Source organism: Demequina aurantiaca, assembly GCF_050598105.1.
In the GTDB taxonomy this organism is placed as follows: domain Bacteria; phylum Actinomycetota; class Actinomycetes; order Actinomycetales; family Demequinaceae; genus Demequina; species Demequina aurantiaca_A.
Genome location: NZ_CP192436.1, coordinates 2,717,604 through 2,730,262, shown reverse-complemented (window position 1 = coordinate 2,730,262; position 12,659 = coordinate 2,717,604). Strand labels below are relative to the sequence as shown.

The following is a 12,659-nucleotide window of genomic DNA, read 5'->3' as shown; positions in this document are numbered from 1 at the left end:
CGTGTCCGATCGCTCGGATACCGTGATCCCCATGGCCACCACCACCCGCAAGTCGAAGCCCGCCTACCGCTGTACTGAGTGCGGATGGATGGCGGTGAAGTGGGTGGGCCGATGCGGCGAATGCCAGGCCTGGGGGACCGTCATCGAGAACGGCGCGGCGCCCGCCGGCCCCGCGACCAAGGCCACGGCGGCGTCCCAGCCGGCGGTGCCCATCTCCGAGGTTTCGCAGACCGCCTCGGAGCGAGTCCCCACCGGAGTCGGCGAGTTTGACCGGGTGCTGGGGGGCGGACTAGTGCCCGGCGCCGTGATCCTGCTCGCGGGGGAGCCTGGGGTCGGCAAGTCCACGCTGCTGCTCGACGTAGCCGCGCGCGCAGCCCGGGGCGGCCGGAAGGTGCTCTACGTGAGCGGCGAGGAGTCGGCCGGACAGGTGAGGCTGCGAGCCGAGCGCATCGGCGCGCTGGAGCCCGGCCTGCTGTTGGCGGCGGAGACGGACCTAGGCGCCGTCCTCGCGCACCTCGACGCGCAGCAACCCGACATGGTGATGGTGGATTCCATCCAGACCATCGCCTCGGCCCAGATCGAGGGCACGCCCGGCGGGGTCGGCCAGGTCCGCGAGGTCGCTTCCGCGCTGATCCAGGCGGCCAAGACGCGCGGATTCCCCATGGTGCTCGTGGGTCACGTCACCAAGGATGGCTCGATCGCGGGGCCGCGCATCGTGGAGCACCTGGTGGACGTGGTGTGTCAGTTCGAGGGTGAGCAGCACTCCCAATTGCGCCTGTTGCGGGCCATCAAGAATCGCTTCGGTTCCGTGGACGAGGTGGGCTGCTTCCAGCTGGTCGATGCGGGAATCGAGGGGGTGAGCGACCCGTCGGGCCTGTTCCTGTCGCGGGAGACCACGCCCGTGCCCGGCACCTGCGCGACCATCACGATCGACGGCAAGCGGCCGCTGCCAGCGGAGATCCAGGCGCTCGTGGCGCCTAGCGCCCTGAGCAACCCGCGTCGCGCCACGTCCGGAATGGACACCTCGCGGGTCGCGATGATCCTCGCGGTGCTGCACACCCGGGTGGGGGTCGCGGTGGCCGCGGACGACGTCTACGTGTCGACGATCGGCGGCGCACGGGTGACGGAGCCGGCTGCCGACGTCGCGCTCGCGCTGGCCCTGGCTTCCGCACGCTCGGACAGGGCAGTGCGCGACGGCTGGGTCGCGGTGGGAGAGGTCGCGCTGTCAGGGGCGCTGCGCCCGGTCTCCGGAACGGCGCAGCGGGTGGCGGAGGCCGCCCGTCTTGGCTTCACGGACATCGTTGTGCCTACGGCGGTGGGAGGGAGCACCGTTCGGGACAAGGCCCCCGCGGGGATCCGCGTGCATCAGGCCTCCACGCTCCGCGAGGCTGTCGCTCTCGCGTTGCCCCCTCGCGGCTGACGGCTGACGGCGGTCGGCTTACGGCTTATGGCGAGCAGTTAGCGGCCAGCGGCCTGCGCGGTACCGCGGACTACTCGAGGGTGAAGACGGCTGGTTCGCTCTGGATCCCCTGAACGGTGACCGTGGCGTTATAGGTGCCCGCACCGGGGACCGCGGTCTCCGTCGCGCAGTCGGGAAGCGAACGCTGCCTGTTCCACGTGATCGCCAGGTCCTCGCTCGCGCCTGGTTCCAGGACCAGCTGAGTCGACGCGATGGTGTTGTCGTCGGGGCAGTCCATCGAGCTGTAGATGCGGTCGTCGCCGGAGGTGATGAGCAGCTCCGTGCCGTCGGCGTCGGTGTCGATCAGGCACGCGCTGGACCCGGTCTGCGCGAGGCCGACGTCAAAGACGGGTAGGGCGTCCGCCCCGACCGAGGCGGGATTGGCGGTGGTAGTGATGCCGATGTCGTCCGAGCCGCACGCACGCGAGGCCGAATCCCCCGAGCCGCTCGCGGCGGCGGGAGACGCGGAGGTGGTGGCTGCCGGCGAGGAATCCGTGGGCGCGCCGGAGTCGTCGCCTCCGGTGGCCGCTGAGATCAGGAACCAGATCACGAGTATCACGGCGACGATGCCGACGACCGCTATGAGGCGTCGCTTCCAGTAGACCTGGGCAGGCTCGTCCCCGATGGGGTTGCGCAAACCGTCCATGATTCCTCCTCGGACTCATATCAACGTTAACCGCGTGGCGGGCTGGAACAATGTAGCCATGCCGAAACGAACGCAAGCCGCTCCCGCCCGCGGCGACGGCCCGGTGGCGGCCGTGGGCCAGGCGCGGGACACGGCAATGGTCGCTTCGGTGTCGGCGTGGTTCCAGGCGCAGGCGCGCGACCTGCCCTGGCGACTCGAGGAGTGTTCGCCCTGGGGCGTGCTGGTGAGCGAGGTCATGCTGCAGCAGACGCCCGTGGTGCGGGTCGAGCCGGTGTGGCGCGAATGGATGCTGCGCTGGCCGACCCCCGCTGCGCTGGCCGCGGCCGCGCAGGCGGACGCCGTGCGTGCCTGGGGGCGCCTGGGCTACCCCCGACGCGCTCAGCGGCTTTGGGAGTGTGCGCGCGCCATCGTCAGCCGTCACGAGGGCGAGGTTCCCCGCGCTCACGAGGACCTGCTGGCCCTGCCCGGCGTCGGCGACTACACGGCCTCCGCGGTGAGGGCGTTCGCGTTCGGCGAGCGCGCGGTGGTCTTGGACACCAATATCCGCAGGGTGATCGGGCGCGCCTGGCACGCCAGCGCGCTCCCGGCGGCACACCTGACGCGCCCCGAGCGCGAGTTCGCGGCCGGCCTGGTTCCGGCCGATGCGCCGGCCGCCGCGGCGTGGAACGCGGGTTCGATGGAGCTTGGGGCCCTGGTCTGCACGGCGCGGGTCGCCCGCTGCGAGGAGTGTCCGCTGTCCTCCGAGTGCGCGTGGCTTGCGGCCGGCAAGCCGGGCCTGGACGAGGCCCCGCGGCGCACGCAGGCTTGGCACGGGACGGATCGCCAGGTGCGCGGGAGGATTCTCGCGGTGCTGCGCGAGGCATCGGCGCCGGTCAATGTCACCGGCCTGGCCGTGCTGGAGGACGTTGAGCCGGGACAGCTGGACCGCTGCATCGGCTCGCTGGTGGAGGACCGGCTGATCGCCTTGGTTGACAAACGAAAAGGCGCGTACACCCTCGGCTGAGGATGCACGCGCCTAGACGGACTGCGTTGTGCGCTACGCGCCCTTGTGGGTGGCGTGGATCGCGTACGGCTCGATGGCCGCGATCTCGTCATCCGTGAGCGGCGCGAAGTCCAGCGCGCCCACGGTGTCGCGCAGTTGGGCCACGGACGATGCGCCCACCAGGGCGGACGTGACGCGGTCACCGCGAAGCACCCACTGGACGGCCATCTGCGCGAGCGTCTGGCCGCGGCCCTCGGCAATGTCGTTGAGCTTGCGGGTGCGCTCCAGGTACGTCTCGCTGATCTGCTTCTCGGACAGGAACTGCGAGTGCGTCGCGCGCGAGCCCTCGGGGACGCCCTTGAGGTAGCGGTTGGTGAGCATGCCCTGCGCGAGCGGGGAGAACACGATCGAGCCGACGCCCTCCGCCTCGAGCACGTCGAGCAGGCCCTTATCGGGGGTGCGCTCGTACATGCTGTACGGGAACTGGTGGATCAGCATCGGGGTGCCCAGGTGGCGCAGGATACGGATCGCCTCGAGGGTGTCCTCGGGCCCGTAGTTGGAGATGCCGGCGTATAGCGCCTTGCCGGAGCGAACCGCGTAGTCGAGCGCCATCATCGACTCCTCGATGGGGGTGTCGGGGTCAGGGCGGTGGTGGTAGAAAACGTCCACGTAGTCCAGGCCCATGCGCTTCAGCGACTGGTCCAGCGAGGACAGCAGCGACTTGCGCGAGCCCCACTCGCCGTACGGGCCGGGCCACATGTAGTAGCCGGCCTTGGTGCTGACCAGGATCTCGTCGCGATACGGCTGGAGGTCCGCAGCGAACACGCGGCCAAAGTTCTCCTCGGCGCTGCCCGCGGGCGGGCCATAGTTGTTGGCCAGGTCGAAGTGCGTGATGCCCTGGTCGAAGGCGTCGAGGATGATCTCGCGCTGAGTGTCCAGCGCGTTCGCGCCGCCGAAGTTCTGCCACAGGCCCAGGCTCACGCCGGGCAGGCGCAGACCGGACTTGCCGCAGCGGCGGTAATTCATGTTGTCGTAGCGGCCCTCGTAGGCCTGGTGTGGTGTTTGAGTCATGCGATCCAGCCTACGCGCTGGGTCCGGTGGGACCCACACAGAAAAGTGTCCCGGCCTCCATGCGGAGGCCGGGACACTTTCGTTGTTCAGATTTGGATCGGCGACTACTCGCCAGTGTCCTTGGGGACGTTCTGGCCAGCACCCGGAGCCGCGTCGGCGGGCTCGTGCTCGATCGTGATCGGGGTGTCGGTGATGTCGTCCTTGGTCAGGCCCTCGAACGTGAACTTAGCCTGGCTGCCTTCACCCTCGACGTCCACGCGGATGATCTGACCCGCGGTGATCTCGCCGAACAGGATCTTCTCGGACAGCGCATCCTCTAGTTCGCGCTGGACTGCGCGGCGCAACGGCCGGGCTCCCAGCACGGGGTCGTAACCCTTCAGGGCGAGCAACTGCTTGGCCGCGAAGGTGAGCTCGATGCCCATGTCGCGGTCCTGCATGCGCTCGTCGAGGCGGGCCACCATGAGGTCCACGATCTTGACGATCTCGTCCTGCGTGAGCTGCGGGAAGACCACCACGTTGTCGACGCGGTTGAGGAACTCGGGCTTGAAGTGATCCTTCAGCTTGGTGTTCACCAGCTTGGTCATCTCTTCGTAGCTCTGGCCACCCTCGGTCGCGACCGAGAAACCGGTCGCCTGGCGACGCGAGATCGTGTCGGCTCCCAGGTTGGTGGTCATGATGATGATGGTGTTCTTGAAGTTGACCTCACGGCCCTGAGCATCGGTCAGCTTGCCGTCTTCCAGGATCTGGAGCAGCGAGTTGAAGATGTCGGGGTGGGCCTTCTCGACCTCGTCGAACAGCACCACGGAGAACGGCTTGCGGCGGACCTTCTCGGTCAGCTGGCCACCCTCTTCGAAGCCAACGTAGCCGGGAGGGGCACCGAAGAGGCGAGCCACGGTGTGCTTCTCGCCGTACTCGGACATGTCGAGGCTGATCAGCGAATTTTCGTCGCCGAACAGGAACTCAGCCAGTGCCTTGGCCAGCTCCGTCTTACCGACACCGGTGGGGCCGGCGAAGATGAACGAGCCACCAGGACGCTTGGGGTCCTTGAGTCCGGCGCGGGTGCGACGGATTGCCTGCGACAGCACCTTGACGGCCTGGTTCTGGCCGATGACGCGCTTGCCGAGCTCGGCTTCCATCTGCAGCAGACGCGAGGACTCGTCGGAGGACACTCGCGCAACGGGAACACCCGTCGACATCGCGAGGACTTCCGCGATCAGGTCCTCGTCAACTACTGCGGCGACATCGAGGTCGCCTGACTTCCAGGCCTCCTCCTTGTCGGAGCGTTCCTCGTTGAGGCGTCGCTCCACGTCGCGCAGTGACGCGGCCTTCTCGAAGTCCTGATCGTCTATTGCCGATTCCTTGTCGCGGCGCACGTTGGCGATCTTGTCGTCCAGGTCGCGCAGCTCGGGCGGGCTGGTCATGCGGCGGATGCGCAGTCGCGCGCCAGCCTCATCGATCAGGTCGATCGCCTTGTCCGGCAGGAACCGGTCGGAGATGTAGCGGTCCGCCATGGTCGCGGCGGCCACGAGAGCGCCGTCCGTGATGGTCACGCGGTGGAAGGCCTCGTAGCGGTCACGAAGGCCCTTCAGGATCTCGATCGCGTGCGACAGCTCCGGCTCGGGGACCTGAATGGGCTGGAAGCGGCGCTCAAGGGCGGCGTCCTTCTCGATGTGCTTGCGGTACTCGTCGAGCGTGGTGGCGCCAATGGTCTGGAGCTCACCTCGCGCAAGCATCGGCTTCAGGATGGAGGCGGCGTCGATCGCGCCCTCGGCGGCACCGGCACCCACCAGGGTGTGGATTTCGTCGATGAACAGGATGATGTCGCCGCGCGTGCGGATCTCCTTGAGAACCTTCTTGAGGCGCTCCTCGAAGTCACCGCGGTAGCGCGAACCGGCAACCAGTGAGCCGAGGTCAAGCGTGTAGAGGTGCTTGTCCTTGAGAGTCTCCGGCACGTCTCCGCGGACGATCGCCTGGGCGAGGCCCTCGACGACGGCGGTCTTGCCGACGCCGGGCTCGCCGATGAGGACCGGGTTGTTCTTGGTCCGGCGAGACAGCACCTGCATGACGCGTTCCATGACGAGCTCGCGGCCAACGACCGGGTCGAGCTTGCCCTCGCGCGCTGCCTGCGTGTAGTTACGGCCGAACTGGTCCAGGACCGTCGAGCCGGCGGGGGTGCCCTCTGCGGGGCCGCCTCCTGCGGTCGCGGGCTCCTTGCCCTCGTAGCCGGACAGCAGCTGGATAACCTGCTGGCGAACGCCGCCCAGGTCTGCTCCGAGCTTGCCGAGCACCTGTGCTGCTACGCCTTCACCCTCGCGGATGAGGCCCAGCAGGATGTGCTCGGTGCCGATGTAGTTGTGGCCGAGCTGCAGCGCCTCGCGCAGTGACAGCTCGAGTACCTTCTTGGCGCGGGGCGTGAAAGGGATGTGACCGGAGGGAGCGTGTGAGCCCTCGCCGATGATCTCCTGTACCTGCTCGCGCACGCCGTTGAGCGAGATGTCCATCGCTTCAAGTGCCTTGGCGGCGACGCCTTCGCCCTCGCGGACGAGGCCCAGCAGGATGTGCTCCGTGCCGATGTAGTTGTGGTTGAGCATGCGCGCCTCTTCTTGGGCGAGCACCACTACACGTCGGGCCCGATCGGTAAACCGTTCGAACATTTCATCCTCCTTCGTCGTCCGGCGGGTGCCGGGGTCTCCACGGTTTCCCATGGTGTTGCACCCAGGCTAACCACGGTGAGGGGGTACTTATTGCGATGTTCGCCAGGGGCGTGACAACCGTGACCTTGCCGACACCGTGCTGAAGCCGTGCCTCAGGGGGCGCTCGAGCCGTGCTCGGCGTCGGCGGTGACGCACGTCTGTGGCGTAGCGGTTGACACCTCGGCGTCGGCAGGCTTATCGTTTATCGATAACAACGATTATCGATAGGGAGAAGATCATGAACGAAGTTAGTCGCCTCGACCGATCCGACCGGATCGGAATGTATCTGTCCGTAGTTCTAGTGTTAGTCACGGCCAGCCTCGCGATCGCCGCCGCAGTCCGCCGCCTGATCGAGGTAGCGCCAGGCACCGATGTGCCCGTCACGGTGCCCCTCGCCAACGTCCCCACCGCGGTTCCGGTGGGGCCCAACAGCGCACTAGTAGGTGCGACGATCGATTCGGCCACGATCATCGTCCCCAACCCGGCGTCGGCGACCCTCTTCGCCCTCTACGCGCAGCCCATCTGGATGGCGCTCGCTATCTGTGCGGGGATGACTATTGCCGCGCTGTTCTTCCTGCGGCTGGCCCGCGGTCGAGCCTTCTCCAAGGGCGCTTCAGGGCTGGCCTACGGGGGTGCCCTCGTCATCATGGCGGGTTGGTTCGGGTGGACCATCCTGACCAACATGACGACCAACGGAGCACTGTCCGCCGTAAGTGACTACACCTATGACTCCGTCCAGTTCGAAGGTGGACTGGCACCAGCACTCGTCGCCATGATCGTGGCATCCATCGGTGCTGCACTTCAGATCGGCGAACGACTCCTGCGCGAAACAGAGGGCCTCGTATGAGCCCCGCGGAGCCAGACGATCAGCAGATCCACTGCCGCCTGGACGACCTGTTGGAGGCGCGGGGCATGACCCTCACCCGCCTGAGCGAACTCGTAGGGGTCTCGGTGGTCAACCTGTCAGTGCTCAAGAACGACCGCGCGCGCGCGATCCGCTTCTCGACCCTGGCAGCAATCTGCCAGGCGCTCAACTGCGACGTGGGCGACCTGCTCGTAACGTCTTAGAGTCACGCGCGTAGGCGCAAACTATTGCGCCTAGATATGTCTAAGGGCCTAGAGATGCCTAAGACTCGGCGTGCCCGCGCTTCTTGCGCCACTTCTGACGCCACGGCTCGGGGAAGAGGAAGCCAGCAATGGCGTCCGAGATGCTGACGATTGCCTCAAGGATCATGTCAGGCCTCCACGAGGATGGTGATGGGCCCGTCGCCCACCAACTCGACGTCCATGTGGGCGCCGAAGACGCCGGTACCTACCGTGAGTCCGAACTCCCGCAACGCGGTGACGACGCCTTCTACGAGCGGCTCGGCGACGGGGCCGGGCGCTGCGCCGTTCCAGGACGGCCTGCGCCCCTTCTTCACGTCCGCGTACAGCGTGAACTGGCTGACCACAATGACGGGCGCGTCCACGTCGCTCGCCGACAGCTCGCCGTTCAGGATCCGCAGTTCCGCGATCTTGCGGGCGATGATGTCGACCTGCTCGGCGCCGTCGTCGTGCGTGACGCCGACCAGCGCGACGATGCCCTGGCGGTCGAACTGCGCCACCACCTCGCCGGCGACTGTCACCGACGCGCGCGAGGCGCGCTGCAGCACGGCTTTCACGGGCGGCCGATGCGTGGTTCAGTCATGAGTCGCGAGGCCAGTTCCGGGCCGCTACCAGGTGCCGCTGTTGTTGCTGCGCGGTCCGCGCGAGCCCCCGGAGTATCCCGAGACCTTGGGCTTGACGTCCACGAGATAGAAGATGACGGCCGCCAGAGCGATCAACCCGAGCAGGCCCACCGTCCCACCACCGTTGCCGAGCGGCCACGGCAGGCTGACAAAGGCGATCAGCGCCGCCACGAGCATGATGATCAGCCACAGCGCCTTGTTCTGCTTGCCGGCCGCGCGAAACGCGGGATCCGGCGTCCTGGCAGCGTGGACGACGGCAAAGATGGACGCGATGAACGCCGCGAGCGAGATCACCAGGATGACGGCGGCCTGAAGGAATGCAAACATGCCCCCTACGCTAACGCAGGCGGCAGCACCAGTAACCCCTCCGCGCTCGCGGCGCTCGCGAGCCCGCGGTCCCAGGCCGCGAAGACCGGCCTCGCCTCGGCGAAGAGTAGTGCGCTCGCGAGGTGAATCGCATCGCCCGCCCGCAACGGGCGACGGTCGGTCAACGCCCCGGCGGCGTCGGCGACCTTGGCGGTCACCTCCACCTTGTACAGGCCCGGCCACAGTTCGTCCCAGCGCTCGCGCGCGTGCGCGGCGGGGGCGGCGTCAATGCGGCCGATGCGCTCGGCGGAGGCGAGCACCGAACGAACCTCGGCATCGGCGATGCGGGAGGTGATCAGCGCATCGGCGTGCTTCCAGAGGCCCACGACCAGGGGCGTGCCCGTCTCGAGCACGCACAACTTCACCAGCGCGGACGTATCGAAATAGACCAGCGACATGAGCTACCGACGCAACCGGCCGAGCAGGCTGGACAGCGCGTCCTTGGCCGCCTCCGCCTGGGGCAGGCGGGGCACGGCGCGGTCCTCGGCCGGGGGCGAGATCAGCCCCTCGCCCGCCAATTTGGCTAGCAGCGTTGCGCCCTCGACGCCGGTGAGCCGGGCGACCGGCACGCCGTCCTCGGTGATGACGACGTCTTTGCCCGCCCGCGCGCTGGTGAGCGCTGCGCCGAGGCCTGAACTCAGTTCATCTACGGTGATGTCCACGCTTTCACCGTACTCCCGCCGTGCCCGCCTCGCTGGGAAGCGGGGCGTGGCGGTCGCGCGGTTGCCCTGGTGGGCTACTCCTCGGGCAGGTCTCCGCCGTCTGCGGTGCAACCCTTACCCATGAGCATGCCCTTCATCGTGGGGCCGGGCTTGGCGGGGCGGTCCGCTGAGAACCCGTCCGCATTCACGATCAGATCCTGGTTGGCCGCAACGTCCCCGCCATCGGTGGGCACATTCAGGGTCGCCGAGGGATCCGTGGATCGCTTGATCATCGCGAGCGCGATGGGTCCGTACTCGTAGTGGCGGCCCACGGAGGTGATGCGGCCGGCCAGCTTGGCGTCGTCGCCCTCGCCCAGGAACACCTGGGCCCCCAGCTCGGGGATCGCGTGGCTGGAGCCATCCAGGTGGAGCATGGTGAGTCGGCGCGGAGGCCGTCCCACGTTGTGAACCTTCGCGACGGTCTCCTGGCCGCGGTAGCAGCCCTTGTGGAGGTGGACGGCGGTGCGCAGCCAGTCCAGCTCGTGGGGAAGCGTGGTCTCGTCAACCTCGTGGCTCGCGCGGGGTCGGTAGGCCGCGATGCGGGCGGCCTCGGTGGCCCACGTCCCGACTAGCGACCAGCCGGCCTCGAGGCGAGCGTCAATCTCTGATTCGAGGGTGGCGCGGGGGACGATGACTAGCCGCCAGGCGCGCGCGTCGCCGGGGTGCTCGGACGTGTCCGCCGCGTAGGTGGTGCCGCCGTCGCTGATGTGCGGCCAGGGGTCAACCCACGTGACGGGCTCGCCCAACGCCGCAGGAGAGGAGATGGCCTCGCCGATGGCCGCCCATTCGCCAGTGACGTCGGCCACCTCTACGCGCAGCATGAACTTCATGCGCTCGAGGAACGTGGCCAGGCCGGTGGGGGTCTCGGTGATGAGCCACGCGGTTTCGCCGTCGTCCACGACGCCGGCGACGTGCTCGATGCGTCCCTGCGGGGTGAGGATCATGAGCTCGGTGCTGACGCCGGGAGCCAGTGCGGCTACCTCCTGAGTGGTCAGGGAGTTCAGCCAGGTCAGCCTGTCGGGCCCGGAAACCGTGATGATTCCCAGGTGCGACTGGTCGGATACCGCCCGCCCGGCGGCGAGCGCTCGCTGCTCCGCGGCGGGGTCGCCGTAGTGCCAGGCCACCCCGGCATCGGCTCCTGCATCGGGAACGGCGCCGTGACGCATGAGCATCGGCGAGGTAAGAGTGGGGGAGGTCATACTGGGTGAACGTTCGCGGGGCGCTGAGGATTCCGCGCGTCTGAAGTCTCCACGCTAGGAGTCCGCGTCGGAGTCGTCGCCGGACGGCGCCGAGTCGGCCACGGGAGAGGCGTCATCGCCATTGGCGGCGCCTGAGCCATCTACCCGAGCTCCGGTGGCGTCCGTCACGCGGGACAGCCGAGCGGAGGCGTAGGACTGGAGTTCGTGGCCGAAGGCCGCAAGGTCCCAGGCCCACATCAGTTCGCCCTGGACATTGCCGTACAGGCGGGTCGCGCCGTTGACTTCCGCGGCGGACTCGGTGCGCGCCATGACGTCCGTCGCTAGGTCGACGCGGCCGTTGCCGATGGCGCCGACGTACACGGCAACCAGGCCCGCGGCGTCGGCCATGACCACTTCGAGCGGGTGTTGGAAGTCCTTGAGTTCGATGCCTTCAGGGGTGCTAGGCGCAATGCGCCAGAAGCCAGACTCGACGGACCAGACGTGTCCCACCTCGCCGTCCATGCCGATCGTCGTGATCGTGGACAAGTACGTGAGGTACGGGCCGCCGTCATGAGTGAACGACATTTCCTGACGGAAGTCGGACGCCGGGATATCCGGGTAGTCGATGACGCCGTGGCCGGCCCATGTTCCGACCAGCCAAGCGAGCGGGTAGATCTCAGGGGCGAGGTCCTCGGGGATGGTGAAGGTCATCGCTTGGGGACCCTGAGTAGTCGCCAGGCAACCACTCCCGCAATCCAGGCGACGGCGAGGAAGGACGCCACGGCTAAGGCGATGAAGGTGGCTTCGAGTGCGGTCATAGACCGAGTCTAACTGCCGTCTAGGACAGGCCCCAAAGACTCGCTACGCGTTGCGCGTGGTGGAGCGCTTCACGAGCAGGTAGATCTCGCAACCGAGGCAGAAGTTGAAGACGGCGTTGAGGAAGGCGGCCGCGGCCACGAACCCGGCGAAGACGAAGAAGCCGACGTCAGAACCGAGCGCCCCAAAGATCACCGCGAGCACGGAGAACGCGAGCCCAACCTGCTGCGCGAAGCGGGGGGCACGGAAGGACTCCGTCTCGGTGGGAGGGCTGAGGCGCGGTCGTACCAGGCGCTTGAAGATGGCGGCCTGCGCTGTGGCCTGCGGGCCGATCACTGCGCCGGGCACGAACAGCAGCGCGAGCACGGCCATGATGACCACGCCCTCGGCGGTGGCGCCCATGACGAGCGCGATGAGCGCGAGGACGAGGGTGATGGCGGCGCCGAAGCGCGGGCCGCGGGGGTCGATCTGCAGGTCGCCCGATGCGGGGACTGCGTCGGTGACGGGGCTTTCGTTGGTCATGGTGATCCTCCTGGGGGAAAGTTTAGGTGGTGCGGGATTAGATCGAGTAGGGAGCGGTCTCGGGCGGTGCCGCCTCGAGTGCCTCACGGGCCTGCATGACGCTAGGCGGCCCGGACATTCGCGCGACGACCACGCCATCGGTGTTGAGCACCAGCACGGTGGGCGTGCGCATCACGTCGAACTGGCGCGCCAGGTCCAGGCGCACGGAGGCGTCGATCTCGATGTGAGTCACGTCCTCGTACTCGCTCGCGACCCGCTTAAGCAGCGTCGCCGTCCCCGGGCACTTCGCGCATAACGGCGTGGAGAACTGGACGAAGGTGGCCCGGAAGCCGCGCTGAGCCCCGAGCGTCTCGCTAGAAACGGAGCCGGGGACTTCGACGCGACGCACGACGCCGTTGCGGCGCGACCACCACAGATAGGCGAGCGAGGCGACGGCCAGCAGGCCGACGATGAGGATGATTCTGATGAGCATGTGCTGATCCAAGCGGTAAGGGTGGG

15 protein-coding genes are annotated in these 12,659 nt (G+C 67.9%); 4 read left to right on the top strand and 11 right to left on the bottom strand.

The window, feature by feature from the left end; genetic code table 11:
• The first annotated feature begins 31 nt into the window (after window positions 1-31).
• Entirely contained in the window at window positions 32-1,420 is a 1,389-nt protein-coding gene (gene radA, locus ACQU6B_RS12575) for a DNA repair protein RadA (RefSeq protein WP_430867881.1), read from the top strand.
• A 70-nt stretch (window positions 1,421-1,490) separates the two neighbouring features.
• Here the strand turns inward: radA and ACQU6B_RS12570 are convergent, their stop codons facing one another.
• Entirely contained in the window at window positions 1,491-2,105 is a 615-nt protein-coding gene (locus tag ACQU6B_RS12570; protein WP_430867880.1) for a hypothetical protein, read from the bottom strand.
• Window positions 2,106-2,241: 136 nt separating this feature from the next.
• On the opposite strand from ACQU6B_RS12570, the gene ACQU6B_RS12565 reads away from it, so the two are divergent.
• Window positions 2,242-3,108, top strand: a complete 867-nt coding sequence (locus tag ACQU6B_RS12565) for an A/G-specific adenine glycosylase (protein ID WP_430869251.1) — start codon at window positions 2,242-2,244, stop codon at window positions 3,106-3,108.
• Window positions 3,109-3,141: 33 nt separating this feature from the next.
• On the opposite strand, the gene ACQU6B_RS12560 is transcribed toward ACQU6B_RS12565, so the two are convergent.
• Window positions 3,142-4,158: an aldo/keto reductase gene (locus ACQU6B_RS12560; RefSeq protein ID WP_430867879.1), complete on the bottom strand. Its 1,017-nt coding sequence runs from the start codon at window positions 4,156-4,158 to the stop codon at window positions 3,142-3,144.
• A 104-nt stretch (window positions 4,159-4,262) separates the two neighbouring features.
• Window positions 4,263-6,812, bottom strand: coding sequence for an ATP-dependent Clp protease ATP-binding subunit (locus ACQU6B_RS12555; RefSeq protein WP_430867878.1), 2,550 nt, complete (start codon window positions 6,810-6,812; stop codon window positions 4,263-4,265).
• Between the two features lie 277 nt (window positions 6,813-7,089).
• Between ACQU6B_RS12555 and ACQU6B_RS12550 the strand changes: the two genes are divergently transcribed.
• Together ACQU6B_RS12550 and ACQU6B_RS12545 are read left to right on the top strand one after the other, a co-directional pair.
• Window positions 7,090-7,698 (top strand): hypothetical protein, encoded by a 609-nt coding sequence (locus tag ACQU6B_RS12550; RefSeq protein ID WP_430867877.1) that lies wholly within the window; start codon window positions 7,090-7,092, stop codon window positions 7,696-7,698.
• Complete coding sequence (locus tag ACQU6B_RS12545; RefSeq protein WP_430867876.1) at window positions 7,695-7,919, top strand: helix-turn-helix domain-containing protein; 225 nt, start codon at window positions 7,695-7,697, stop codon at window positions 7,917-7,919. Before ACQU6B_RS12550 ends, ACQU6B_RS12545 begins: the two co-directional genes overlap by 4 nt.
• A gap of 167 nt (window positions 7,920-8,086) precedes the next feature.
• Here the strand turns inward: ACQU6B_RS12545 and dtd are convergent, their stop codons facing one another.
• From dtd to ACQU6B_RS12505, 8 genes are all read right to left on the bottom strand, one after another.
• Window positions 8,087-8,512, bottom strand: a complete 426-nt coding sequence (gene dtd, locus ACQU6B_RS12540) for a D-aminoacyl-tRNA deacylase (RefSeq protein WP_430867875.1) — start codon at window positions 8,510-8,512, stop codon at window positions 8,087-8,089.
• 51 nt (window positions 8,513-8,563) lie between these two features.
• Window positions 8,564-8,905, bottom strand: a complete 342-nt coding sequence (locus ACQU6B_RS12535) for a DUF2516 family protein (protein ID WP_430867874.1) — start codon at window positions 8,903-8,905, stop codon at window positions 8,564-8,566.
• 5 nt (window positions 8,906-8,910) lie between these two features.
• Window positions 8,911-9,342 carry a type II toxin-antitoxin system VapC family toxin gene (locus tag ACQU6B_RS12530; RefSeq protein ID WP_430867873.1) on the bottom strand — a complete coding sequence of 144 codons (432 nt, stop codon included), beginning with the start codon at window positions 9,340-9,342 and terminating at the stop codon, window positions 8,911-8,913.
• Between the two features lie 3 nt (window positions 9,343-9,345).
• On the bottom strand, window positions 9,346-9,606 hold the full coding sequence (locus ACQU6B_RS12525; protein ID WP_430867872.1) for a type II toxin-antitoxin system Phd/YefM family antitoxin: 261 nt from the start codon (window positions 9,604-9,606) through the stop codon (window positions 9,346-9,348).
• A 74-nt stretch (window positions 9,607-9,680) separates the two neighbouring features.
• Window positions 9,681-10,844 (bottom strand): YgfZ/GcvT domain-containing protein, encoded by a 1,164-nt coding sequence (locus ACQU6B_RS12520; RefSeq protein ID WP_430867871.1) that lies wholly within the window; start codon window positions 10,842-10,844, stop codon window positions 9,681-9,683.
• Between the two features lie 54 nt (window positions 10,845-10,898).
• Window positions 10,899-11,534, bottom strand: a complete 636-nt coding sequence (locus ACQU6B_RS12515; RefSeq protein WP_430867870.1) for an FABP family protein — start codon at window positions 11,532-11,534, stop codon at window positions 10,899-10,901.
• Window positions 11,535-11,684: 150 nt separating this feature from the next.
• Window positions 11,685-12,161 carry a DUF4395 domain-containing protein gene (locus tag ACQU6B_RS12510; RefSeq protein ID WP_430867869.1) on the bottom strand — a complete coding sequence of 159 codons (477 nt, stop codon included), beginning with the start codon at window positions 12,159-12,161 and terminating at the stop codon, window positions 11,685-11,687.
• A gap of 37 nt (window positions 12,162-12,198) precedes the next feature.
• The gene (locus ACQU6B_RS12505; protein ID WP_430867868.1) at window positions 12,199-12,633 is read right to left on the bottom strand and encodes a thioredoxin family protein; all 435 of its coding nucleotides are present in this window, start codon (window positions 12,631-12,633) and stop codon (window positions 12,199-12,201) included.
• Window positions 12,634-12,659 lie beyond the last annotated feature (26 nt).

Excerpts from the sequence above, each read along its gene's own strand:
- radA (WP_430867881.1), top strand. The coding sequence starts at position 32 with ATGGCCACCACCACCCGCAAGTCGAAGCCCGCCTACCGCTGTACTGAG.
- ACQU6B_RS12570 (WP_430867880.1), bottom strand. The coding sequence starts at position 2,105 with ATGGACGGTTTGCGCAACCCCATCGGGGACGAGCCTGCCCAGGTCTAC.
- ACQU6B_RS12565 (WP_430869251.1), top strand. The coding sequence starts at position 2,242 with ATGGTCGCTTCGGTGTCGGCGTGGTTCCAGGCGCAGGCGCGCGACCTG.
- ACQU6B_RS12560 (WP_430867879.1), bottom strand. The coding sequence starts at position 4,158 with ATGACTCAAACACCACACCAGGCCTACGAGGGCCGCTACGACAACATG.
- ACQU6B_RS12555 (WP_430867878.1), bottom strand. The coding sequence starts at position 6,812 with ATGTTCGAACGGTTTACCGATCGGGCCCGACGTGTAGTGGTGCTCGCC.
- ACQU6B_RS12550 (WP_430867877.1), top strand. The coding sequence starts at position 7,090 with ATGAACGAAGTTAGTCGCCTCGACCGATCCGACCGGATCGGAATGTAT.
- ACQU6B_RS12545 (WP_430867876.1), top strand. The coding sequence starts at position 7,695 with ATGAGCCCCGCGGAGCCAGACGATCAGCAGATCCACTGCCGCCTGGAC.
- ACQU6B_RS12535 (WP_430867874.1), bottom strand. The coding sequence starts at position 8,905 with ATGTTTGCATTCCTTCAGGCCGCCGTCATCCTGGTGATCTCGCTCGCG.
- ACQU6B_RS12530 (WP_430867873.1), bottom strand. The coding sequence starts at position 9,342 with ATGTCGCTGGTCTATTTCGATACGTCCGCGCTGGTGAAGTTGTGCGTG.
- ACQU6B_RS12520 (WP_430867871.1), bottom strand. The coding sequence starts at position 10,844 with ATGACCTCCCCCACTCTTACCTCGCCGATGCTCATGCGTCACGGCGCC.
- ACQU6B_RS12515 (WP_430867870.1), bottom strand. The coding sequence starts at position 11,534 with ATGACCTTCACCATCCCCGAGGACCTCGCCCCTGAGATCTACCCGCTC.
- ACQU6B_RS12510 (WP_430867869.1), bottom strand. The coding sequence starts at position 12,161 with ATGACCAACGAAAGCCCCGTCACCGACGCAGTCCCCGCATCGGGCGAC.
- ACQU6B_RS12505 (WP_430867868.1), bottom strand. The coding sequence starts at position 12,633 with ATGCTCATCAGAATCATCCTCATCGTCGGCCTGCTGGCCGTCGCCTCG.